At 63.7% G+C, this 22,727-nt stretch carries 27 protein-coding genes and 2 pseudogenes; 18 read left to right on the top strand and 11 right to left on the bottom strand.

Annotated features, from left to right (window positions below; genetic code table 11):
• Window positions 1-54 precede the first annotated feature (54 nt).
• A pseudogene (locus HL653_RS24110) lies at window positions 55-243 on the top strand (integrase core domain-containing protein); the annotation flags it as partial.
• A 120-nt stretch (window positions 244-363) separates the two neighbouring features.
• On the opposite strand, the gene HL653_RS05975 reads toward HL653_RS24110, so the two are convergent.
• Window positions 364-651 (bottom strand): hypothetical protein, encoded by a 288-nt coding sequence (locus tag HL653_RS05975; RefSeq protein WP_171743709.1) that lies wholly within the window; start codon window positions 649-651, stop codon window positions 364-366.
• A 15-nt stretch (window positions 652-666) separates the two neighbouring features.
• On the opposite strand from HL653_RS05975, the gene HL653_RS05980 reads away from it, so the two are divergent.
• From HL653_RS05980 to HL653_RS06005, 6 genes and pseudogenes are all read left to right on the top strand, one after another.
• Window positions 667-1,263 (top strand): hypothetical protein, encoded by a 597-nt coding sequence (locus tag HL653_RS05980; RefSeq protein ID WP_171743710.1) that lies wholly within the window; start codon window positions 667-669, stop codon window positions 1,261-1,263.
• A 206-nt stretch (window positions 1,264-1,469) separates the two neighbouring features.
• Window positions 1,470-1,791 (top strand): annotated as a pseudogene (locus tag HL653_RS23945) (DUF1153 domain-containing protein).
• A 1,193-nt stretch (window positions 1,792-2,984) separates the two neighbouring features.
• Complete coding sequence (locus tag HL653_RS05990; RefSeq protein WP_171743711.1) at window positions 2,985-3,260, top strand: hypothetical protein; 276 nt, start codon at window positions 2,985-2,987, stop codon at window positions 3,258-3,260.
• A gap of 422 nt (window positions 3,261-3,682) precedes the next feature.
• Window positions 3,683-3,814: a DUF3606 domain-containing protein gene (locus tag HL653_RS05995; protein WP_253717992.1), complete on the top strand. Its 132-nt coding sequence runs from the start codon at window positions 3,683-3,685 to the stop codon at window positions 3,812-3,814.
• A 139-nt stretch (window positions 3,815-3,953) separates the two neighbouring features.
• Window positions 3,954-4,163, top strand: a complete 210-nt coding sequence (locus HL653_RS06000) for a hypothetical protein (RefSeq protein WP_171743713.1) — start codon at window positions 3,954-3,956, stop codon at window positions 4,161-4,163.
• 228 nt (window positions 4,164-4,391) lie between these two features.
• Window positions 4,392-4,685: a hypothetical protein gene (locus tag HL653_RS06005; RefSeq protein WP_171743714.1), complete on the top strand. Its 294-nt coding sequence runs from the start codon at window positions 4,392-4,394 to the stop codon at window positions 4,683-4,685.
• Window positions 4,686-4,914: 229 nt separating this feature from the next.
• Here HL653_RS06005 and HL653_RS06010 read toward each other — a convergent pair whose 3' ends face one another.
• Window positions 4,915-5,124, bottom strand: coding sequence for a hypothetical protein (locus tag HL653_RS06010; RefSeq protein WP_171743715.1), 210 nt, complete (start codon window positions 5,122-5,124; stop codon window positions 4,915-4,917).
• A gap of 553 nt (window positions 5,125-5,677) precedes the next feature.
• Between HL653_RS06010 and HL653_RS06015 the strand changes: the two genes are divergently transcribed.
• From HL653_RS06015 to HL653_RS06025, 3 genes are all read left to right on the top strand, one after another.
• Window positions 5,678-6,217, top strand: coding sequence for a hypothetical protein (locus tag HL653_RS06015; protein ID WP_171743716.1), 540 nt, complete (start codon window positions 5,678-5,680; stop codon window positions 6,215-6,217).
• 937 nt (window positions 6,218-7,154) lie between these two features.
• Complete coding sequence (locus tag HL653_RS06020; protein ID WP_171743717.1) at window positions 7,155-7,592, top strand: hypothetical protein; 438 nt, start codon at window positions 7,155-7,157, stop codon at window positions 7,590-7,592.
• A 1,029-nt stretch (window positions 7,593-8,621) separates the two neighbouring features.
• Window positions 8,622-9,857, top strand: a complete 1,236-nt coding sequence (locus tag HL653_RS06025; protein WP_171743718.1) for an NAD(P)/FAD-dependent oxidoreductase — start codon at window positions 8,622-8,624, stop codon at window positions 9,855-9,857.
• A 44-nt stretch (window positions 9,858-9,901) separates the two neighbouring features.
• Here HL653_RS06025 and fliP read toward each other — a convergent pair whose 3' ends face one another.
• From fliP to HL653_RS06040, 3 genes are all read right to left on the bottom strand, one after another.
• Window positions 9,902-10,675 carry a flagellar type III secretion system pore protein FliP gene (gene fliP / locus HL653_RS06030; RefSeq protein WP_171743719.1) on the bottom strand — a complete coding sequence of 258 codons (774 nt, stop codon included), beginning with the start codon at window positions 10,673-10,675 and terminating at the stop codon, window positions 9,902-9,904.
• Between the two features lie 169 nt (window positions 10,676-10,844).
• Window positions 10,845-11,147, bottom strand: a complete 303-nt coding sequence (locus HL653_RS06035) for a flagellar biosynthetic protein FliO (RefSeq protein WP_171743720.1) — start codon at window positions 11,145-11,147, stop codon at window positions 10,845-10,847.
• A gap of 3 nt (window positions 11,148-11,150) precedes the next feature.
• Window positions 11,151-11,384, bottom strand: a complete 234-nt coding sequence (locus tag HL653_RS06040; RefSeq protein WP_171743721.1) for a FliM/FliN family flagellar motor switch protein — start codon at window positions 11,382-11,384, stop codon at window positions 11,151-11,153.
• Window positions 11,385-11,489: 105 nt separating this feature from the next.
• Between HL653_RS06040 and flgC the strand changes: the two genes are divergently transcribed.
• The 8 genes from flgC (at window position 11,490) to HL653_RS06080 (ending at window position 16,586) form a co-directional block, all read left to right on the top strand.
• Window positions 11,490-11,897 carry a flagellar basal body rod protein FlgC gene (gene flgC, locus HL653_RS06045; protein ID WP_171743722.1) on the top strand — a complete coding sequence of 136 codons (408 nt, stop codon included), beginning with the start codon at window positions 11,490-11,492 and terminating at the stop codon, window positions 11,895-11,897.
• 16 nt (window positions 11,898-11,913) lie between these two features.
• Window positions 11,914-12,228 carry a flagellar hook-basal body complex protein FliE gene (locus tag HL653_RS06050; protein ID WP_171743723.1) on the top strand — a complete coding sequence of 105 codons (315 nt, stop codon included), beginning with the start codon at window positions 11,914-11,916 and terminating at the stop codon, window positions 12,226-12,228.
• A gap of 6 nt (window positions 12,229-12,234) precedes the next feature.
• The gene (locus tag HL653_RS06055) at window positions 12,235-12,498 is read left to right on the top strand and encodes a flagellar biosynthetic protein FliQ (protein ID WP_171743724.1); all 264 of its coding nucleotides are present in this window, start codon (window positions 12,235-12,237) and stop codon (window positions 12,496-12,498) included.
• Between the two features lie 7 nt (window positions 12,499-12,505).
• Window positions 12,506-13,291, top strand: coding sequence for a flagellar biosynthetic protein FliR (locus tag HL653_RS06060; protein ID WP_171743725.1), 786 nt, complete (start codon window positions 12,506-12,508; stop codon window positions 13,289-13,291).
• Window positions 13,292-13,294: 3 nt separating this feature from the next.
• Complete coding sequence (gene flhB, locus HL653_RS06065) at window positions 13,295-14,362, top strand: flagellar biosynthesis protein FlhB (RefSeq protein WP_171743726.1); 1,068 nt, start codon at window positions 13,295-13,297, stop codon at window positions 14,360-14,362.
• Window positions 14,363-14,729: 367 nt separating this feature from the next.
• On the top strand, window positions 14,730-15,845 hold the full coding sequence (locus HL653_RS06070; protein ID WP_171743727.1) for a flagellar basal body P-ring protein FlgI: 1,116 nt from the start codon (window positions 14,730-14,732) through the stop codon (window positions 15,843-15,845).
• The gene (locus HL653_RS06075; protein WP_171743728.1) at window positions 15,845-16,174 is read left to right on the top strand and encodes a rod-binding protein; all 330 of its coding nucleotides are present in this window, start codon (window positions 15,845-15,847) and stop codon (window positions 16,172-16,174) included. Before HL653_RS06070 ends, HL653_RS06075 begins: the two co-directional genes overlap by 1 nt.
• Window positions 16,164-16,586, top strand: a complete 423-nt coding sequence (locus tag HL653_RS06080; protein WP_171743729.1) for a flagellar biosynthesis protein FlgN — start codon at window positions 16,164-16,166, stop codon at window positions 16,584-16,586. Before HL653_RS06075 ends, HL653_RS06080 begins: the two co-directional genes overlap by 11 nt.
• 125 nt (window positions 16,587-16,711) lie before the next feature.
• Here the strand turns inward: HL653_RS06080 and HL653_RS06085 are convergent, their stop codons facing one another.
• The 6 genes from HL653_RS06085 to HL653_RS06110 form a co-directional block, all read right to left on the bottom strand.
• A complete protein-coding gene (locus HL653_RS06085; protein ID WP_253717596.1) occupies window positions 16,712-17,911 on the bottom strand; it encodes a helix-turn-helix domain-containing protein in 1,200 nt (399 codons plus the stop codon).
• A 332-nt stretch (window positions 17,912-18,243) separates the two neighbouring features.
• Window positions 18,244-19,299, bottom strand: coding sequence for a sigma factor (locus HL653_RS06090; protein WP_171743730.1), 1,056 nt, complete (start codon window positions 19,297-19,299; stop codon window positions 18,244-18,246).
• A gap of 264 nt (window positions 19,300-19,563) precedes the next feature.
• Window positions 19,564-20,559, bottom strand: coding sequence for a peptidoglycan-binding protein (locus tag HL653_RS06095; protein ID WP_171743731.1), 996 nt, complete (start codon window positions 20,557-20,559; stop codon window positions 19,564-19,566).
• Window positions 20,559-20,981, bottom strand: a complete 423-nt coding sequence (locus tag HL653_RS06100; RefSeq protein ID WP_171743732.1) for a hypothetical protein — start codon at window positions 20,979-20,981, stop codon at window positions 20,559-20,561. The genes HL653_RS06095 and HL653_RS06100 overlap by 1 nt, the downstream gene beginning before the upstream one ends.
• Window positions 20,965-22,317: a flagellar protein export ATPase FliI gene (gene fliI, locus HL653_RS06105; protein WP_171743733.1), complete on the bottom strand. Its 1,353-nt coding sequence runs from the start codon at window positions 22,315-22,317 to the stop codon at window positions 20,965-20,967. Before fliI ends, HL653_RS06100 begins: the two co-directional genes overlap by 17 nt.
• A 6-nt stretch (window positions 22,318-22,323) precedes the next feature.
• The gene (locus tag HL653_RS06110; RefSeq protein WP_171743734.1) at window positions 22,324-22,725 is read right to left on the bottom strand and encodes a flagellar biosynthesis repressor FlbT; all 402 of its coding nucleotides are present in this window, start codon (window positions 22,723-22,725) and stop codon (window positions 22,324-22,326) included.
• Window positions 22,726-22,727 lie beyond the last annotated feature (2 nt).

The following is a 22,727-nucleotide window of genomic DNA, read 5'->3' on the forward strand; positions in this document are numbered from 1 at the left end:
CGCTGTCAGAACAAGGTCGCGAGCAGATCTTGGGCTGATCATTTTGGGACGTGAGAGGGGTTCGTCCTAACCTTCAAGCGCGACGACGTCCGCGCGAACCTTAGGCCTGATGCCAAGACCGTCATCGCGCAGCTGCCAGCGTGGCTCGCCCACTATGACAAGGTGCATCCATACCGCGCCCTCGGCTACAGATCACCTCGCGAGTTCATCGCGACAACCCGCGAGGCCCTGTCAGCTATTTAGGGGGGAAACAACAGCGGCTGGCACCGCGCCCTTATGCCGAAAATTCCTACATTGCGTGGGCAGCGCGCAGAGGAGCCCACATTCGCGACGCTCTATGGGGCTAGACCGGCGCGATGATCGTCATAAGATATTGAAGATGCCTGATTCGCCGCTCGCCGAGCCCACCACCGTCGTGATCGGTTCGACGCGGCCGGTCAGCGCGTCTTTAAGCAGAAGCTGTTGGCTGTTAGCGACGGTATCGACTAAATGATCATCCGCCCGATACCTGCCGATGACATTCTGCGGCGCCTTCCAGCAATCATGGAGGCCAAGCAGCGGCTGCGGATCGACGTTCATGTCCACTGCCACGACATCATGGTTCACGCGCTCGGGCGCCTTCGTGCGCTCTGCATGGCGGTTGACCCCCACGATGTCTCACCTTCGATGGCCGCCATGATCTTTGCGGACGCATGGTCGATTGTGGACCAGGTAGATCTGGTCCGTCACGCAATGGCCGCGATGCCAGGGCCGGATAGTCCGGCTACGGCGGCGTTCCTGGAACTTGCGACGCAGGCTCGGCTGATGCGCACTGCGATGGATCACATCAGCCAGCGTATACCTGCCATCGCCAATCGCAGCGGGGCATCCGAGGCTTTGTTTGGCTCGCTGATGTTCGTTCGCTGTGACGAAGATCAGTTTACAACGATCGAGCCAGGTGACGATCTCGAATGCGAGCTAGTGATTCTGGCGCGAGGGACCGTCCCCGGCTTCGAGGTAGCGCCCCCGGCTGTCGATGAGCAGGCGATCGACAGTGCCATCTCAAACCTGTGGCTCGGTGTTGCCGGCTCGTCCGTCCCGCTGGATCTCGCGTGCGCGCAATTTTCCCAGATTCTGAAAGCGCTGTCTAAGAACGTACGAGCGTCCATCGATGCTGAGGTCGCTGAGGCCGTGACGAAGAGCGGCGCTTCAGAGGAAGAGTTGCGTGCACCTGCGCCGGTAATTGTTGCCGCCGGCGCTCCGTTCAAAGTCGTTTTTGGATGAGCGAGAGAGGCGGACGCCAACAAGGGCCGTAGGTCGTGCTATCGCAACCATAATCGCAAACGGGCGACTTCGCGCGTCGCTTTTGGGAGTGCCCATCGCATTTTCCTCATTGCCCTGATGGCAACCTGATCGGCTCCGACTGGAGAAAAGAGCAGAAGCCTGCCGCTTCGCCCCTCAAGGCCGCGACTCGCGCTTCGTTCACGTGGATGACGCGGAGATTTGATGGGGACGTGTTTACAAACCGACCGGCCTATGTGGCCCGACCGGACGGCGAAGCGCTGACGATGGACAGCCTGCCTGATCCTGCAACGCCCCGCTGGACGCCACGCCGAAAGGCGCAAGTGATCGCAGCGGTGCACATCAGGCAGCTTGCTGTCGGCCGACGAGGCGTGCGCTCGCTACGACATCAGTGTGGACGAGTGATTATGCTGGCAGATGGCGGTCGATCGATCTGGATTGCTCGGTCTGCGTGTTACCCGCGGTCATGATTATCGTGCCCGTTATGCTCGTGAGCGGCGCTTTGCGTGACCGGTTAAGGCTTCAATAAACACGGTTAGTAAGTCGCTAATCGAAGGTTCTCGTTAACCATTGCGGCTTAGAGCAGCACTGTCCTTCTCTGCTCGGAGGTATGGCCGTGTTCGTAAATATGTTCGCGGGGGGCGAGGCCCCATATGCTGCTGCGTCGCTTTATTATGATCGTGGTCTAGCCTGTTCTGTAGGCGAAACGGCCGATCTGATCGAGGCTCATAAGTGGTTCAATCTCGCTGTTCTCGGCGGCGACAGATCCGCTGTGGCAGCGCGGTCCGATGTGGCGGACCTGCTCACGTCATCGGAGATCCTCGAAGCACAACGCCGCGCTCGCCGCTATTATCGCGCGTAAGCGTCCTAGCTATGGCAGGTAGCGCCGATGTCGGGAAAGGGGGCTGAAGTGGACCGAGAGCAAGATCTAATGCAGGTTCGCGCCACTTTCCAGGCAGGCCGGCAAACCGCGCTCGAAAACAAATCTGCCGAATGTAAGCTCGATTTAGCAGAGCCAACTTTACGATCTGCTTGGATGGACGGATATATGATAGGTCAGATCGAAGGGTGTGTCGCCGAGCGCGGCGGCTACCGTCACTTCGGCTAAACCTCGGTGCGCTAGAACACCCATAAAACTTGATCGCTGCACCGCACAAATGTGATTGCGTATCTTTGACGTATACGTCATCCATAGTGTGCCTTTCAGGCATCCTCTCCTAGACTTCCGAGCTGGCTTTCGAGCTGGCTCTTTTTTTTGGCCCGCGCCGGGGCTATCGGCGCCGCAAGACCGGGTTGGGAGGGGATGCCGTCCGGTCCCAGGCGTCTCGCAGCAGCCAAGCGCGCTGCGGGGCGCCGCCTTTGAATGCCATACGGTTCGCTTCGGCGTTCAGCTTGGCAATACGAAGAAGCTACGCCATGCCCGTCGGGCGGCGCGACTCCGGAAGGCCTATTAGAGCCGCAGGCCCCTGTATAATGCATGCCGGAGCCGATCGGCGGGCAGCAGGCTTATTCAAGAGCAGAAGCGTCACTATGACCGCATCCTCGGTGTTTCAAAGCTGCGTGTCGCGCTGGCGCGCAAGTTAGCGATCCGGCTTTTCCACATGTGGTCCGATGGGACGACCTATCGTCCGGAAGGCTCGCCGCGCCATCGACGTGAACCTGCAATGTTCGCTGGCTAGCTCGGTCAGGCGGCGAGACCCCCGGTGGGCTATATTGGACGCTCCGGCAATCTAAGATCAGATCGCCGCACCAGCCGCACCGCCAGCGTACGAAACTTCCCGCCGAGCCAACTTAATTTCACCCCCACCAGCAACATCGAATTATCAAGCCGCACCATCATCCTTTTCCGGCTCAGCCGCTGGACGCGATGGCGCTTTCTGATCTTCGTGCAGCCGGCTGTCATCGCCACCGCGATTGGTGCTGCTTTCGTCCTCGCCGCCCTGCCCGTCCGCGGGCTTCTGAGTTTGGTCGGCGTCTAGCCCGTTGTTTGGATACTCGCCGCACCTTCCCTTTCGTGAAATCGTCGTCGCCGGTGGTGATGCTTCTCACTCCTTTGCGCGATTGTAGGAGACCTTTCCTGCACATCGTAAAAGGCCTCAGCTCCGTCCTGATCGGTGGGGCCGCCATCGGTTCCGACGCTCTCGTCAAGTTGACTATCGTTGCGATCACCATTCGACTTTGCATTCGGATAAGGACCGCAGGCATAAAACATTCCTTATCACAGGATGTTAGAACACCCGACCGAGGCGCATGGGACCTGATCGCTTATCGAGGTGAGTGGGGCCGCGAGCGGTCAAGAGAGTCCTTTTCCGCAGGGACGCGTTCGATGCTTTCTAGATAGGAGTGCTCAATGGCCGATAATCTGAAAAACCGAGGTGCCCAGGATCGTAGCCGGATCGCCATGGGCGAGGAGCATGAGGTTGCCTATTGGACGAAGAAATTCCGAGTTAGCCGTGAGCGATTGGCTGAGGCAGTCGATGCGGCCGGGAGCAGTGCTCAGGCGGTCGCCGATTTTCTCAATAAACGGATCTAACTTGCGGGTTCGCGGGGCCATTGCTTCGGCGGTCACACCGCGGAAATCCATTGCTGAGAATTGCCCCAAATTATTGTTGCCGATCAGGGCCTTGGTGCCGCGTTCGTTCGTTTGGATAGTCCCCAGGAAAGGAACTGCCATGATTCCCAATTCCGAACTCGAAGAGCAGGCGGCTGATGGCATCGCGGTTGAGGGCGCCAACGACGGCGGTCAGCCGTCGACCAATCCAGAAAGCGCCGACGACGCGGACGACGACAATGCTGACCCCGCAGGTAACAACGAATCCGCCGAGATGGAGGAAGTTCAGGAGGAAGCCGCCGAGGAGCGCAAGGGCGGCGGATACCAATAACCAGCCAATGCCCGCTCGTAGTGGCAGGCACCAGCGGATCGCCCATCAAGGCGGTTCAGACGATAAGAGAGGAAGTCACCATGCCAGATGACGCATTTGCTAACCGCGCCTCCGAAGCGGGCGCTGCCGCCGGAGGTCCCAGTGAGAACGGAGTTAATGACGCGACGCTGACGGAGGAGCAGAGGGTCGAGCTTCGCCGTCGTCAGGCAATGGCGAGCGCTGTCGACGATGCTGACGCTAGCCATCAAGGCGGAATGGGAGCGCAAGGCGGGGCTGCCGATTTTGGCAAACCCAAAAACTTCGGATTGCCTGAGTAACCGAGTTGGGTCGGGCGTTTCCATCGCTCGACCCGCCTCAATCTACCTGTGTGAAGTGGTCGCTTTCGAATCCGTTGTCGGCTTCGATCCGACAAGCCTCATGAAACGCTTGGCGAGCTGGAACCATTTTTTTCGTAAAACGAGTAAAGAGTTCTTAGCTATGTGGCGACTGCCGGTCAGTACGCCAAATATTTCGCGCAGCTGAAAGTCGACGAATAGGCAGCGTTAAAGCGCAGGCTTTACTTTTTGCATCAAAATAGCGGTCGCGAGGCGCTGGTACTTAAGTCATGCCTCCGGAACAAATTATTATCTCGTTTCCATATGAAATAGCTAATGAATTAAATAGCGACATTCTATAAATTAAATTTTATGCATGAATGTTGCATGGGTATCTGTTGAGCGAATCAGGCAGAAATTTGGGGGTGCTGTATAGTTTATATCGAGCGCGGTGCCTTAGTCGCTTGTTCATCAGCCGCTCCGTGCTCACCATGATCTTCTTCCGTCGTGCCTTGGCGGTTAGCCTCATCGTCGGTTGACGGAGCAGTTTTCTTGGGTTTGAGCGCCGTGTCGTTTTCGTCCGCCATCGCATTGGAATAAGCGCCGGTATCTGTCGAAGGCGGGGTGGATTGGTGTCCCGTCGTCATCGCTGCTTCCTGTCAATTTCTGAACCTGATACCAACGCAGCTGTTGGCCTTGCGGGTCCGACGGCCGATGATGAGAGCATCTGAAGGCCGAATGCTTCCGACATATGCGACGCGGGAGCTGCGTTAGCGTGGCAGCAAAATGGAGATCGTGTAGGCGCGTATCGACCGTCAAAAAGAAAGAAGGCGTATCATTGATTTGGACATGGTCGCCGTTTCGACTGGGAAAAGTTACTATTTGTCGCAACGACCCAATTGGAGGCCTCTTTTAGGGGTACGCTGGCCTCTTGATTGATAATCCGGCATCATATCAGATGCTAGGTTACCCTCTTCACCGCTTAAGGCTCCTGTGCCCGTCAATGGCGGTCACTCGAATGCTTTTGCTTCCGATCAAGGCCCAGCAGCGGCAGCTAGGAGCGGTCTTTTCAAGGCGCGAGAAGCTGAGAAAAATGCATTTTGTACTCATAAGGCGATGACATCAATATACCCTGGCGCCGCGCCATGCTTGGAACCCACGAGGCCCAGCGACGCGCCGCCTCTCGGGGGGCGGTTCGTCGTGACCGTCAATCTTCTCCACGCCTGGGTCCGCGATAATGTCGTTGCGCTCCATCAGCCTGTCAGCCGGCCTTCGGCCCGGCGTATTGATCGCATGGCGCCAGATGAGCCCCTTTTTCAAGCCGATCGTTCTTGCAACACCCCTGACCGACTTTCCGGTTTCGGCGACCGGTTAGAAGTATTCATGACGACAAGGTTGCTGAGACTCGACTACGAACAGCTTGCAGCTCGGGAACTCGAGCGAGCAGCAGGCTGCCGAACGAATGATCGCCGCTCCCGTCATCTGAATCGCGCCGCAGCCTATGCTAGCCTAGGTGAGAAAGCCGGCCCCGGGTCTGCACGGTCGGAGGAGGTGCTATCCCTCATCGGCGACCTGTCGGTGACGCTCGACAATGCCGACGCGCTGGGCGAGATGAAGGCGGCGCTCTACATTGATCAGGCCATCATCGATCTGGGCGGGATTAGTACACCTCCGCCGGAATGGTCCGCGGGCCACGATGAGCCTATCTCAACCCCGAACAGATCAACACGACAGCCGTAACAGGCGGGCCAGTTTACCTGGTATTTGACCTCCTGTCAGAATGACTCGTCGTCGGTACATTCATGGTTGGAACCGTCACAGCCGCCGTGCTGAATCTTCAAGCCCCGGGCATCATCGCCCGCTACGTCACTGCCTACTCCAAAACCGAGACTGTCAAGACGCCTGCTGCCGATAGGCTCCCGCGTCTCGAAGACTTCTGGGCCGGCTTGGTAAAGCCAATCGCGTTCGTCCGGATCGCGCGCTCTCGTGCGAGGCCGATGGTGCGATCGCTCAATGCAATGGGGTCGAAGGTAGCCGGACCTCCTATGCGGAAGCCGTCTATATGCCGGCCCTCCACATGACCGGACGGACGCCGAAGTTTCTCGCGGCCATCCACACGAGGCCTTGCGTTGCACTTTCGGGTGACGATCGGTCTCGAACGTAGCGGTGAACCGGGAGGCGGTAAGCCGATCCGTAACTCTCGGCGCCAATCGGGAGTGTCGGCATGTTTTAAGCGTTGGCTTTAGCCGAAGGTTCGCGCTCATGAGCACCGCCGTCTCTCGGCTCGCCCTCGCCGGCGCCATCTCTTGCAAGGTTGCCGGAACGGCTCTGTAGGCCATTCCGGAACACATCACTCGGCTCGTGCCGCGCTCCCTGCCTGCCGTTTTCTACGCGAAAATCTTTTCACTTGCTGGCTCAGAATCTCGGCATGGTTCCGTTTGGTGTGGCCTGCGCGATTTGAGGGGAATTCGGCATCATCACTTGGAAAGCCGTTTAAATCCGACCGGTGGCTGCTCCAATCGGCAAACCAGCCGAACGCGAGGCAGGTGACAAGATGGACCGACAAGGCTTTATCGAATGACTGGGAAAAGCTGTTTTCGTATAAGAAACATATGCCAATCGGCTTCCTCGCAGTCCGGTTAACTCAATCTACACCAAGCCGCGATAGCGCCGAGGGATGCCGGTTTATCACAACCCACTTCTTGAAGAACTGAAGTCGCATCATTGCCGTCTACTCGAATGCTTGACTGAGATGGCCGAAGTCACAAGCAAGCCTTGTCCTGATATGACAATCTTGGCGATGGCTCGCCTACGAATCAGCAAAGCTAGCTCGGAACGATCACGGTTCATTACTGAAAAGGTGTATCCACACCTCAAAATGACAGCCGATCAAGATCTGCTGGAGAAAATCAATCTGCTATCAAGAGAAATGCTGGCAAAGCGGGAAACTTCAAGCGAACATGTGGTAGTTTGGAATTCTACTTCTATCGTCGCCGACTGGCAGGGCTATCAAGCGGCCTCCCTGCGCATCCGACGAATGATGCACCGTAGGATCGAGCAGGAGGCCGACAGCCTCTATGGCCCTCTTGCTTCATTCCCAACCGGATATGGTTAACGGAAACCGTGATTGCTTGCGGAAATCAACATCTCCAAAATGCCATGAGGCTATTTTTGGAATAAACGATGCGTCGATGGCCTATGACCAAAGCGCCCAAAGATGGAAGGGTCATTACCGTGTGCACCCGGGTCGAGGGTGTAGAGCATCTTGTGAGGTGGACACCAACAGCTGGCGGAGCTTGGGTTGATGAGACAACCGGCGCGCACTTACCCACGGACATATTCGTGGAATGGCGTCGGCACAACGAGTCCTAGCAGTTTACCGTCGAGCCCTGCAGCGATACGATCGGCTTCCCGCTCGGCACGCTCAGCCTCCCCTAAGACGATGCCCGCGTCCCGACGCGACGAAAGCGTAATCGCCATAGTCCGATGGCGGGCTGCACGCTCTCTCAGCCGATCGACAAGAAACTTCCCGTCAGGTGCGCCTTGACGTGCCATGAGCGTCGTTTCCTCCGTTAACGGAAGCCGTCATTTTGTTCACCATGGTTAAGACTTTCCTAACGGACGCGATCGATCTGTGAGCAAGTCGGCATCTTGAGACGGAACGAATCTGACGCGCGATCAATGGAGCCCGGGCGAGTGATTTTTTCAGAATACGGGCACCAGCGATTGACGTTAATGATTGGCCAGCGCGGCCCAAATGTCGAAAAGTAGCATCAGCATCGGACGCCGGTGCGGCGTTCGATCGGGGCGAATCGCATGATTTCAGAGATGCCGAATTCGGAGCTCGGAGCCGAGATTTTTAAGGACTCGAATCTGAGGAAAGGTGGACCACTTGGGGACCACATCGAAATCGACGGAAATTATCCATTTATATCCAGTAGCTTAGATAGGTGCTTCGAGTCCTCTTCTGGGCACCATTTTTTCCCGGCTTTGTCCGGGAAAAATTCCTTCCCCGATCGAGAGTGAAACATCCCTTCGGGGAGCCGCGCGGCTGTGGGCCGATCGGGCGCGTCCCGAGCCCGCCGATTGACACCGTCCGTCCCCGGAGCTTGTGAGGGTTTGCAGGTTTCGGGCGGAGGAATGCGTGGCGCAGGCATATGATGTGGTGATCGTGGGCGCCGGCCATGGCGGCGCGCAGGCGGCGATCGCGCTGCGCCAGACCAAGTTCGAGGGCACGATCGCGATGATCGGCGACGAGCCCGAACTGCCTTACGAACGGCCGCCGCTCTCCAAGGATTATCTCGCCGGCGACAAGGCGTTCGAGCGCATCCTGATCCGCCAGCCCGCTTTCTGGGAGGAGCGCGGGATCGCGATGCTGCTGGGGCAGCGCGTGACGGCGGTGGACCCGGCCGCGCACACGGTGACGACCGAGGAGGGCGCCGTGATCGGCTATGGCACGCTGATCTGGGCGACCGGCGGCGCGCCGCGCACGCTGAGCTGCGGCGGGCATGATCTGGCCGGCGTCCACACCGTCCGCACGCGCGCCGACGCGGATCGGATGATGGAGGAACTGGACGGCGTGACGCGCGCCGTGGTGATCGGTGGCGGCTATATCGGGCTGGAGGCGGCGGCCGTGCTCGCCAAGTTCGGCAAGCAGGTGATTCTGCTGGAGGCGCTGGACCGCGTGCTGGCGCGCGTGGCGGGCGAGGAACTCTCGCGCTTCTACGAGGCCGAGCATCGCGCGCACGGCGTGGACGTGCGGCTGGGCGCGAAGGTCGATTGCCTCGAAGGTGCGGACGACAAGGTGACGGGCGTGCGGCTGCACGACGGCACGGTTCTGCCGTGCGAGATGGTGATCGTCGGCATCGGCATCATCCCGGCGGTCGCACCGTTGCTGGCGGTGGGGGCCGAGGGCGGCAATGGCGTGAAGGTGGATGCGCAGTGCCGCACCAGCCTGCCGGATGTCTTCGCGATCGGCGATTGCTCGCTCCATGGCAACGGCTTCGCCGACGGGGCGATGATCCGCGTGGAATCGGTGCAGAATGCGAACGATCAGGCCAATGTCGTCGCCAAGACGATCATGGGCGCCGACGTGGCCTATGATGCGGTGCCGTGGTTCTGGTCCAACCAATATGATCTGCGGCTGCAGACGGTGGGCCTGTCGATGGGCTATGATCAGGTCATCGAGCGCGGCGATCCGGCGAGCCGCAGCTTCAGCCTGATCTATCTGAAGGACGGCAAGGTGATCGCGCTCGACTGCGTGAACGCCACCAAGGATTATGTGCAGGGCCGCGCTCTGGTGGTGAGCGGCGCGGTACTCGATCCGGCGAAGCTGGCGGATGCCTCCGTGCCGCTCAAGGAGATTGCGGCGGGATTTTAGTTCGCAGCGTGCCGGTGCCGCCATCCGCGTGAGCGGATCCGTCTCTAATGCAGCCCGCCGAAGCTGCGCACCAATGAACCCGCCACCAGCGACCAGCCATCCACCAGCACGAAGAAGATGATCTTCATCGGCATGGAGATGGTGACGGGGGGCAGCATCATCATGCCCATCGCCATCAGCACCGCCGCCACCGCCAGATCGATGATCAGAAAGGGCAGAAGCAGCAGGAAGCCGATCTCGAACGCGCGGCGCAGTTCGGAGATCATGAAGGCGGGCATCAGGGTGGTGAGTGGTACGTCTACGTTCTGGGGGGGCGCGCGCGGGGTGGCGGGCTTGCCTGACAGCTTCACGAACAAGGCGACGTCGGCCGGGCGGACATTCTTGCGCATGAATTGCTTGAAGGGTCTGGACGTCTCCTCCATCGCCTGCGCCTCGGTGATCTTGCCCTCATTATAGGGCACCACGCCCTGCTTCCACGCGGTGTCGAACGTGGCCGACATCACGAAGAAGGACAGGAATAGCGCGAGGCTGATCAGCACCGGATTGGGTGGCACGCCGGGCGCCCCGATGCCGGTCCGCAGCAGCGACAGGGCGACGACGATCCGGGTGAAGGACGTGACCGTCATCAAGATGCCGGGCGCGAGGCTGAGGACGGTGAGCGCCAGCACGAGCTGGATCGCGCGGCCGGAGACGGATCCGGCCGCGGCGGCGGCGGCGCCTGCCGCCGCGTTCTGCGCGAAAGCGGGTTCGGCGAAAAGGAAGAGGGCCAGCGCCACGCCGAGTAAGCGGGAGAGGCGCGCGATGTGAACTATCGACATTCAGCGGGCTCCCCCACAACCGTTCGTGCTGAGCCTGTCGAAGCACCGTCCTGCCTTTGGCTCCGCGCGAAGGAGAAGAAGAACGGCACCCTTCGACTGCCTGCCAAGGCAGGCGCTCAGGACAGGCTTCGACAGGCTCAGCACGAGCGGGGAGATATGTTGATCGTCCTCAGGCATCGGGCGTCTCCCCCGTGTCCGGCAGGAAAGCGGGCGCGGCATTGCTCTCCAGCAGCAGCGCGTGATCCGCGCTCAGCAGCACCAGATGTTCGGTGCTGTCGCGGCGGATCAGCAGGATCGAGCGACGCGCATCGATGGCGAGGCGATCGACCAGTTGCAGGCGCCGCGCGGGGCCGCCGCCCGTTCGTCCCGGCAGGCGCAGATCGTAGCGGCGTACCGCCCACAAGGCGCCCCACAGCGCCCCCAGAAGGAGCGCGAGCGTCCCCAGCATGCGCAGCAGCGGCAGGATCTCCATCGATCAGGACAGCCGCGTCACGACCCGCGTGATCTCCAGCGCCATCTGCTCGCCGTTGATCAGCAGGCGCCCTTCGGCGACCAGATCGTTGCCGACATAGAGCTGGGAGGGATCGTTATGCCCGCAATCCAGCGGGATCATCGCGCCCCGGCTCATCTTGAGCAGCTGGCGGATGGGGATGTCGGTGGATCCGACAACCACTGACAGTTCGACGGGAATACCCTCGATCATGGCCATGAATGTTCCTTCCACGTCGATTATAGGATAATTGTCGTCACTTCGGCGTGGGGCGGAAAAAAATTCCTATAATGAAGCCATGTCAGCCTAGCCGGGGCGGGGGAAATGGATCTCAAATCGTCTGTCGACGTGTCCGCATCGGGGCTGCGCGCCCAATCGCTGCGGATGCGCGTGATCGCGGAAAATCTGGCTAACAGCGATTCCATCGCCACCACGGCGGGCGGCGCGCCCTATCGGCGGCGCGTGGCGACGTTCAAGTCGCAGGTGGATCGCGCGACGGGCGCCACCAACGTGAAGGTGGATGCGATCGTGGGCGACAAGGCCGCCTTCACCCGCACCTATGAGCCGGGCAATCCGGCGGCCGACACGTCCGGCTACGTCCAGCGCTCGAACGTGAACGGGCTCGTCGAGGCGGCCGACATGAAGGCCGCGCAGCGCTCCTACGAAGCCAATCTCAACGCGATCGAAGCGGCGCGCGGCATGACGATGCGCACGATCGATCTGCTCCGCTAAACCAAGGGGGTTTTCCATGACGATCAAGGCTCTGGATGCGGCCGCCGCTTATGGCCGGGCGATCAAGGCCAGCGATGCGGCCTCGTCGCTCGGCGCGGCCGAGGCGCCTGCCGGTGCGGATTTCGGCGGCATGGTGCAGACGATGGTGAGCGATACCGCCACCGCGCTGCGCGGCGCGGAAAACGCATCGGCCAAGCAGGTGGCGGGCAAGGGTGACATGATCGATGTCGTCACCGCCATCGGCGCGGCGGAGAGCGCGCTGCACACGGTGGTCGCGGTGCGCGATCGCGTGATCGGCGCCTATAACGATATCATGCGCATGCAGATCTGACGCGCGATGGACGCCTTCCAGGCGATGGAGATCGCGCGGGCGGCGCTGCTGCTGCTCGTGACGTTGATCGGTCCGCTGCTGCTGGTGTCGCTGGTGATCGGCGTCGCCATCGGCCTGCTGCAGGCGCTGACGCAGGTGCAGGAAATGACGCTCACCTTCGTGCCCAAGATCGTGGGGATGGGAATCGTGCTGCTCCTGTCGCTGCCGATGATCGGGCAGGCGCTGTCGGGCTTCATGGCGCGGATCGCCGACATGATCATCTCGGGGTAAGGCGCCCATGTCCGGGTCCGCTTTCGCACTGATCGGTCTTTTGCCGGTGGATGCGGCCACGTTCCTGATTCTGTTCGCGCGGATCGGGGCGGTGGCGATGCTGCTGCCGGCTTTCTCCGAAGAGGCGATCCCACCGCAGATCAGGCTGCTGCTCGGGCTGGGCTTCGCGCTCGGCCTCTATGGGCTGCTGCACGGCAAGGTGGCGGGCGTGGTCGCGCCCCATGCCGGTGCCGGCCTTATCGCGATCACGGTGGCGGAGATCATGACCGGGCTCGCCATCGGCATGCTCGTGCGCATCTTCTTTCAGGCGGCGGCGATGGCGGGATCGATCGCGTCGATGCAGATCGGCCTGTCTTCCGCGCTCGTGTTCGATCCGGCGATGGGCGGCCAATTGCCGCTGCTGGCGCGCTTCACGAACGTGGCGGCGGCGGTCGTCTGCCTCTCGCTCGGCCTGCATCATCTGTGGATCGCGGCGATCGTCCATTCCTATGCGAGCTTTCCGGTGGGAGGCCTGCCGCCCGCCGCCGATTTCGCGCAGCTGGCGGTGATGACGACGGGACGGGCGATGGCGCTCGCCGTCAGCATGGCGGCACCGCTTCTGCTCTACGGCATCGTCTTCAACGTCGCGCTGGGCCTCGCCGCGCGCATCGCGCCCGCGATCCAGATCTTCTTCATCACCCAGCCGCTCAACATCCTGCTGGGCCTGTCGCTGTTCGCGGCCGTGATCGGCACGGCGCTGTATGGTTTCGCGACCGCGATGGGCGCCTTCCTTCAGTCGAGCGGGCTCGTCTGATCCGTGGCGGACGACAATCAGGATCAGAAGACCGAAGAGCCGACCGCCCGCCGCCTGAAACAGGCGCGCGACCGGGGCGAGACGCCGAATGTGCCCGAGGTGCGCCATGCGCTGATGTTCGTGGCGATGACGGTGGCGGTCGGCGGGGTGGGCGCGTGGAGCCTCGCGCGCCTGTCCCGGTTCTTCACGATCGTGTGGGGGAGCGCGGACGATTATGCGCTGACGCAGGACGGCTTTCAGGCCTTCATGACCGGGGTGATGTTTCGCAGCGGCATGGCGCTGCTGCCGCTGATCGGCCTGTTCTTCGGCGCGGCGTTCCTGATCGTGTTCCTGCAGGGTTCGCCCAGCCTCTCCTGGTCCCGCGTGGCGCCCAAATGGTCGAAAGTGTCGCCGATGAGCGGGCTGGGCCGCATCTATGGGCGGCGTGCCTTCGTGGAATTCGCGAAGACGCTCGTGAAGTTCGCCGTCGTCGTCTCGATCGGGCTGCTGATCGCGTGGCCCCATGCGGTGGCATTCGATCAGCTGATCGGCGCCTCGCCCGATCGGCTGGTGACGGCGGCGGGCACAATCGTGTTCGGGATGGTGAAGGCGGTGGCGATCCTCGTCGTCGCGCTCGCCGCGTTCGATTATGTCTATCAGCACCGCGCCTTCCTGAAGCGGATGCGGATGACGCTTCAGGAATTGCGCGACGAGATCAAGGAGAGCGACGGCGATCCCAAGATCAAGGCGCGCATCCGCGCGATCGGCCTGCAGCGCGCCAAGCGGCGCATGATGGCGGCGGTGCCGGAGGCGAGCGTCGTCATCACCAACCCGACCCATTATGCGGTCGCGCTCCAATATACGCATGGCGAGATGGCGGCGCCGGTGGTGGTGGCCAAGGGTGTGGACGAGGTGGCGCTGAAGATCCGCGAGGTGGCGACGGCCGCCAGGGTGCCGATCGTGGAAAGCCCGCCGCTGGCGCGCGCTCTGTTCGCGGGCGCGGACATCGATCGGCCGATCCCGGTGGAGCATTATGCCGCCGTGGCGGAGATCATCGGGTACGTGCTGCGGCTCGCCCGGCAGCGCGACTGATTGTTTTTTTGGATGCGCGTTCGGCGCATGGCCGTGCCAGCCGCTCCCCCAATCCGGCCTCCCCATCGGATTCTCGGTGTGATCGTTGCGTAATGGGTCAGAACCGGAATTCCGTTCGTGCTGAGCTTGTCGAAGCACCGTCCTTCTTCCTGAAAAGGCGAGAGAAAGGAGAGCGGCACTTCGACAAGCTCAGTGCAAACGGAGGTGGGAACGAATTGCTCACCGATCCCATATGGGTGCTCGGGTGGTAAAGGAGTCGGCGCCCCCGAAATGCGCTCTTCCTCGCATCCCGCAAACCGGCACGGACATGGAGATATTTGCCGTCCGTGACGCGATGTGCCGCCGCGCTCATCCTATAAGAAAAGCAATGTCCCGGCACCTCACCATCCTGCGCCTCACCGCCGCGATGATCGCGGCCGCGGCGCCCCTCGGCGGCGCGCCCGCTTTCGCCTCGTCGCGCATCAAGGACATCGTGGATGTCGAGAATGTGCGCGCGAACCAGCTGGTCGGCTACGGTCTGGTCGTCGGCCTCGCCGGCACCGGCGATCGCATCCGCAACACGCCCTTCACCGAAGAGACGATGCAGGCGATGCTGGAGCGGATGGGCGTGAACATTCGCGGCGCGCAGATGCGCACGCAGAATGTCGCCGCCGTCTCCGTCACGGCTTCCATGCCGGCCTTCGCGCGGATGGGATCGAAGATCGACGTGCAGGTGTCGTCGCTGGGCGATGCCACCAGCCTGCAGGGCGGCGTGCTGATCGTCACCTCGATGCGCGCGCTGGATGGCGAGATCTATGCGGTGGCGCAGGGGCCGGTCGCGGTTTCCGGCTTCAAGGCGCAGGGGCAGGCGGCGAGCATCACGCGCGGCGTGGCGACCTCGGCCCGGATATCGGGCGGCGCCACGGTGGAGCGCGAGGTGCCGTTCGCGCTGAAATCCGCCGACGGGCTGAAGCTGGCGCTGAAGAACCCCGATTTCACCACCGCCTATCGGATCGCCGAGACGATCAACAAGGGCAATCCCGGCGCGGCCGAGGTGCTGGATCCGGCGACGGTGCAGATCCATCCGCCAGGCGGCCCGGGTGCCGCGATGGCGATGGTCGCGCGGATCGAGAATCTGCCGGTCGAGGTGGATCAGCCGGCGCGCATCGTGATCAACGAAGCCTCGGGCACGGTCGTGATGGGCGCGGATACGCGGATCAGCCCTGTCGCCATCGCACAGGGCGGGCTCACCATCGGCGTCACCGAGGCGCCGATCGCCTCGCAGCCCGACGCTTTCTCGAATGGGCAGACGACGGTCCTGCCGCGCACGCGGATCGACGTCGACGACGGCAGCGGCGCGTCGCTCGCCATGGTCGAGGGCGCCTCGCTCAAGACCCTGGTGACGGGGCTCAACGCCTTGGGCGTGAGTCCGCGCGATCTCATCACGATCCTCCAGGCCTTGCGGGGGGCGGGGGCCCTCCAGGCCGAGATCGAGGTCCAGTGATGGATCCGGTCGCGCGCGCCGCTGCCGCTCTCCCACCCTCTCCCGCCTCGCCGCCCCGCCTCGCACCGTCGATGCGCGGCGTGCCCGTCGATGTCGCCCGCACGGCGCGCGATTTCGAATCGGTCTTCATCGGGCAGGTGACGAAGATCATGATGGAAAGCGCCACGGGCGGCGGCGATCTGCCGGGCGGGCACGGCGAGGAGATGTTCCGCGACATCATGGCCGAGGAGATGGGCAAATCGATCGCGCAGCGCGGCGGGCTGGGGCTCGCGCCGTCGGTCGCCGCGCAGATCATCCGCATGCAGGGAGGCTCGGCCGATGGCCGCTGACATCATCGATCTGATCCTTTCGCTGACCATGATCATGACGGAAGAGACGGCGCGGCTGCAGGCGAGCCACCGCGACGGTGCGCTGGGCGAACTGGTGACGGTGAAGCTGCGGCTGACCGGGCTGCTGGAACAGGAGATGGTGACGCTCAATCGCCGCCAGCCGGACTGGGCCGATACGCTGGACGAGGAGCAGCGCACGCGTCTGTCCGACGCGCTGGTCGGGCTCGGCAAGGCGGCGGCGGACAATGCGGCTCTGCTGGAGCGCCAGCTGGAATTGTCGTCCGAGATGATGGAGGCTTTCGCCCGCGAGGCCCGCCGCCTCGCCGGCAAGCGCGCCTCCACCTATCGCGCAGCGGGCGATCTGACCCCGATGGATCTGGCCACGCCGATCTCGATCAACTCGCATTATTGAGGTGCGGCGCCGGCCCGCTCCCCCACCCGGCCTCCCATCCAGGATATTCTGTGGGAGACCGGGTGGGGGAGCGGGCCGGCGTCGCCTCGAAATGCGCTCTTCCGCGCATTTCGGAGACAAGCCGCCTACAGGATCGCGGCGATCACCATCGCGATGCGGCCGGGCGCGATCGTGTCGATCGCCACTTCGTGATTGGGGCTTTCGCTATAGCCCATCATCCGGCCATGCCGATCGAAGGTGATGGCGAGCAGGCGTAGGCCCGTTTCTTCTTCCACCACCGCGATGCCCCCGCCGGACGGGAAGCGCGCGGGATCGACGATCACCGTGGCGCTGGCGGGCAGGCCCAGGCCGAGCGTCGGGCGGCAGACGCGCAGGCCATAGGCATCCGGGCCGGCGCTGCGCGGCGCCTCGACAGTGCCGCCGACCGACGTGCGCGCGATCAATCCGTCCGCCAGAGGCAGGCCGTAAACGGGAAGCAGGCGCACGATCGCCTGATCGGGCGCGAGCGCGGTGGCGGAGGGCGCGGTCGCTACCGGAGCCGAGCCTGGCTGTGCGACCGTCGCTGCCGGCGCCGGATCGCTTCGGAGCGTCCGGGCGACGCGCGCGGGCCTGCCCCGACGCTGCGGTGCGGCGGGTGCGGCCGGATTGGCCAGCGCGGTGCGCAATTCGGCGATGCGCTTGCGCGATTTCGCGATCCGGGCCTCGGGGTCCGCGAGAAGACGGACATAGGCGTCCAGCGCACCTTCGCGCGCCATCTCCAGCACCGTTTTGCGGAGCGCGGCTGCATCGCGCACGCCGAACAGCTGGCAGAGTGCGGCCACCGTCTGCCCGTTCCACCGCTCGAACGGCTTGAAGGCATTCTCGATGCGGGACAGGATCACCGGCGCGATCCGGTACGTCTGCTCGATCGCGGCGATCGTCAGGCCATCATCCTGCGCGCGGCGGGCGCGGACGGCGGCACCCAGCATCAAGGCGAAACGGTCCTGCTCGGGATCGACGGGCTCCCAATCCCCGAGATCGGTCGCCCAGCGGCCGATCTCGAAATCAGGGGTGTCGATGTCGATCAGCAGGCTTTCGGGTGGGACGCCGAGGACCCCGGCGACCGCGATCATCTCGTCGGGCTTGGCGAAGACCTCGCCGCGCTCGATCTTCGAGAGGCGGACATAGGGGATGTCGGGGAGGCGGCCGGACAATGCGAGCAGGCGGGGTAGGCCATGCTCCTTGCGCGCGCGGCGCACCTCGTTCGGAAACACCAGGGAGCGATAGGGATCGATCGTTACGGTGTCGCAGGCCATCCGGGCTTGGGTGCGCTTATTGGCCGGCATCACGTCCTCGTCTTGCAGCCGCTATCCTGCAGCCAGAGCTTTCTGCGAGGAGCGTGTATCCGAATAATTTCAACGACCTCTTACCAAGCTCCTATACTCGATAACTTCCTATAAGCCGGGCTCATCCAGCCGGTCGAGGCGGAAAACATTCATTTCCGTGGGATTTTCTCGCCGGATGCACCGCCGGCGCGGAGACGAAAAATGTCCGATATGGGCCAATCCAACCCGCCGAAACGGCGCGCCCGCCGCCGGTTCTGCATGCCGGCGGCGGGTGGGCGTCTTTTTCCGATCGGTGAGTCGCGTGTGTCCGGTGGATCGCCGGACGTTTCGGATCAGTGGATCGATCGGCCGGGCATGATGGAGCGGGCCGGCATGTCCCGCATGATCCCGCGCTCGTGCAGCGGATAATTTTGCGGGCCGACCGGGCGCCGCTGCGCCGTCGGCCGGCTCGGCGGCAGGATGATGATCGGGCAGGGCTGATCGGCCTGCCGCTCGGCCTTGGCCGGTTTGGCGGCCCTGGCGCGCGGGGTGAGCGCCGGGCTGCGCGACGCCTCCGCCATGATCAGGAATTTCGGCTCGCTGCCGGTGATCTCGGCGATGGTCTTGGCCGCGCGCTTGGTGATCTGGCGCATGCGCTCCTTCGTGATGTCCTGATCGTCGGGCGTGATCGCATCGGCGATCTCGAACAGGCGCTGCTCCACCAGCGCGCGGTTGCGCGTCAGGCGCTGCTCCAGCTTCTCCAGCTCTTCGGGATCGATCGCGTGGATCTTGAGGCGCGGGCGGTTCTCGCCGTCGCGCGGGGCTTCCCCGGCCTTGCGCGGGCGGGTGCGGCGGCTGAGCTGGCTCAGGCCGATCTTGCGGAGATGATCGACATAGGAGTCCGTCATCGATCGCATCGCCGAGCCGGCGAGATAGTCGGAGGCGCCCGCCTCGGTCAGCGACAGCGCATTCTCGTCCTCGATCAGCACTTCGGCGCCGCCATCCTCGCCATCCTCGCCGACGCTGAGCGCCTGGAGCGAGACGGTCGTCGCCTCCACCTTGCGGGCGGAGGGGCGCTGGTCGGTCATCAGGCGGAAGCGCAGGCTTTGCAGCTCGCCCCGGATCAGCCAGTTCACGAAGGTGGTGAACTGCGCCTTCTCCTGATCATAGGTCTGGATCGCGCGGTGCACGGCGATGGCGCAGCATTGTTCGGCATCGTCCCAATGCGCACTCAGCCCATATTGGCGGATGAAGTGGCGCACGCGCGGCGCGATCAAGCGCATGATCTGCGTGAACGCCTTGTCGATGGCGGCGCGCTGGCGCGCGGTCGGTGCGCCCCCGTCTCCGGCCGGAACCTGCGCGAGTATCATCTGAACCGCTGCTTCGATCGCCGTGGTAGTTTTCGACATGGCTCTCATCCCGTTCAAGGATATGGGAAGATATGTCCCCAGATCTCCTTTGCCCGAGGACAAATTTGGCCGCGAAACCTTACTAACCGGTAAATCCCATAATGGGATTAGGAAAATAGTCCCTCGTTTCTGCAATTTTTGCCGATATAGGATAACCGTCCGGCGCTCCAAAAAAGTGGGCGGGCGGCCCGCAGGGCATCGCTATCCGCAGCCAATCGCGAAGGATTCCAAGGAGAAGGCGCCTGGGAACGCGCGGTCGCGCGCTCAGGCGTGGAAGGCGGCGGCGAAACGGCCGGGTCGGAATTGCCGCGTGGTATAATCGATCAGCCAGGAACGATGCGCCTGCGCGGCATCCCCGCATTGGGCGATTCGCGCGCTGGCCGCGGCCGATCCGATCTGGGCGGCGAGCAGAGTTTCGGCGCGTGCCGGATCCAGCCCACGCTTCACGAATCGAATCGCGTCGCTCACGCCCAGATGATGGGCAAGATAGGCCGCCTGGCCGACGCTCTCCGCAGACGCGCCGATGGCGAGTCCCGCCGCGCGCATCGTCGCGACATTGTCGTGCGCATAATCGGCGATCGTCTCGATCGAGGCGCGCGCATCGTAGCGCAGCGCCAGCAGGTCGGACTTCGCCTCGCCTCGCACATGGCCGCGCGGATCGAGCCAGCCTTGCGCTTCGGCAAAGGCGTTGAGCCAGGAGCCGCGCCGCTCGGCCATGCCCTTCCAGGTGCCGCTCAGGAACTGGCCGAGCCCGGCGGCACTGGAGCGGGTGTTGCGTGAATGGCTGATCCAGCTGCCGTCGGCATTCTGCGCCGCCTCGGCGTTGATGATCGCCGCCAGCGCCTCGGCCGGAAAGCCGGTGCGCGCTGCGGCCGCAGAGAGCGTGTCGCGATAGCCCGCATTGGGGCCCAGCCCGGCCACGGGCGCGGAGGGGCGCGGTTGCCGCTGCGGCGGCGGATCGTCGGACCGCTCGGGCCATGCGGCGGGAGGCTGGGGCATAAGCAGGGCCCGCGCATCGGGGGCGGGGACTCGCGCCGCATCGGCCGCCGCCTGCGGCTGGGTCAGGATCGCCAGCATCGTGTTCAGATCCATGTCGCGCGCGCGCGGGACGGGGGCGGCAGCGGCCTTGCCGTCGCCGGAGGGCCCGCCGCCGATCGTGGCGGACCACAGGCTCTGCGCCATGTCGTCGCGCGCCTGCCGGTAGAGCAGGTCCGCGCGCTGCGCCGGCGGCAGGGAGCGGAAGGCGGCGGTATAGACCATCAGCGTCGCCGCTGCGGCCTGCGGCTGCCCCGTCCGCCGACGAGATCGTCGATGAAGGCCTGGTCGGCCTGCGCGGCGCTTCTTTCCACGTCCGAACGATAGTCGTCCGCCGCCGAATGGATCGCGCGCAGCGCGCCATAGGCCTCCACGGCATTGTCGCGCAGCTGGGAGAGGCGCGCGCCCGCCATCTTGCGATTGTTCGTCACCGCATCGCGCTCGGCGCGCAGGCGCGCCATATAGGATTGGGTATTGAGCAGCACCTCGCTCGCCGTCACGTCCTGCGCCTGCGCGAGCGCGGCATTGATCACGGTATGGCGATTCTCGATCGAGACGAGCTGATCGATCTGGACGCTGATAGCGATGCGCAGATCGTCCACCTCGCGCTGGCGCAGGCGCATCAGCGCATCATAGGGCGTCGGCATCGTTCGCCCCCGCATGCTCGCCCGCCACGATCTGTGCGAGCAGCGCGAACGCCTCCGCCGCCGTGCCGCGATCCTCCTTGCCCTGGCTCAGCATCGCCTCGATGCGGGGCGCGATCGATACGGCGCGATCGACGGCGTCGTTGGCGCCAGTCTTGTAGGCGCCGAGCCGGATCATCTCCTCCATTTCGCTGTAGATGGAGAGTTCGCGCCGCGCTGCGATCCGCAGGTCATTCTCCTCGATCGAATGGGCATGCGGCAGCGTGCGCGAGAGCGACTTGAGCAGGTCGATCGCCGGATAGCGCCCGCGCTCGGCGATGCGGCGGCTGATCACGATATGGCCGTCGAGAATGCCGCGCACGGCATCGGCGACGGGCTCGTTATGATCGTCGCCGTCCACCAGCACGGTGAAGACGCCCGTGATCGATCCCGATCCGCGCACGCCGGGTCCCGCGCGCTCCAGCAGACGCGGCAGTTCGGCGAAGACGGTGGGGGTATAGCCCTTGGTGGCGGGCGGCTCGCCCCCGGCCAGCCCGATCTCGCGCTGCGCCATCGCGAAGCGCGTGACCGAATCCATCAGGCACAGCACGCGCAGGCCCTGGTCGCGGAAATGCTCGGCCACGGCGAGCGTGGTCCACGCCGCCTGCCGCCGCATGAGCGCGGGCTCGTCCGACGTCGCGACCACGACGACGCTGCGTTCCAGCGCGCCGTCGCCCAGATCGTCCTCCACGAATTCCTGCACTTCGCGGCCGCGCTCGCCGATCAGGCCGATCACGGCGACATCGCAGTCCGTCCAGCGCGCGAGCATCGAGAGCAGAGTGGATTTGCCGACGCCCGATCCGGCGAACAGGCCGAGCCGCTGGCCCAGGCAAAGCGGCGCGAAGATATCGAGCGCACGCACGCCGGTCTCGATCTTGTGGCCCACGCGCGCGCGGGTGGAGGCGTGGGGCGGCATGCCCCGGATCAGGCGTGCCTCGGACCCGGCCATCATCGGGCCCTTGCGATCGACCGGGCGACCCAGCCCGTCGATCACGCGGCCGAGCCAGGCCGACGAGGGGCGCAGCGTGAACTGGCCCGCCGCCAGCTCCACGCGCGTGCCGGAGGCGATGCCCTGCGGATCGTTGAACGGCAGGCAATGCGCGATGCCGTGATCCAGCCCGGTCACTTCGGCCTCGATCGGGCCGCCGAGAGCGGCGATGGTGACGCGCGATCCGATCGAGGCCGCGCCGATCAGCCCTTCCACTTCGATCAGCGCGCCGCGCACCGCGACCACGCGGCCATAGCGGCGATCGGGCGAGAGGCCGCGCAACGCGGCGGTCACGGACGAGAGGCTCTGCACGGCAGATTATGCCGCCGTCGAAGCCGGACGCGCCATCGCCTCGGCCTCATAGAGGATCAGCACGCGGCATTCGACCAGCGCCTTGTAGAAATCCCCGCCGCTGCAATGATCGACGATCTTCAGGCAGAGCGCGCGGGCGCGCGGCAACGCGAGAACGGCGGCCAGCTCGCCCGCCAGCTCGGCCACGCTGTGGCGGTGGCGATCCACGTCGGCCGGATCGATATAGGCGAGCATGCAGGCGAAATAGAGACGTTTGGCGGGCGTATTGGCCTCTTCGGGCCGCATCACGTCGCGTCCGCGCAGGATGGCGCTGTCATTCTCCACGCAGATCATCGAGCGGCCGACCGACTGCACCACCGATCCGTTGATGATGATCCGCTCGCCATTCCGCAGGGAAATCTTCAGCATGT

Origin of the sequence: Sphingomonas sp. AP4-R1 (assembly GCF_013113735.1) — a bacterium.
GTDB lineage: Bacteria > Pseudomonadota > Alphaproteobacteria > Sphingomonadales > Sphingomonadaceae > Sphingomonas_I.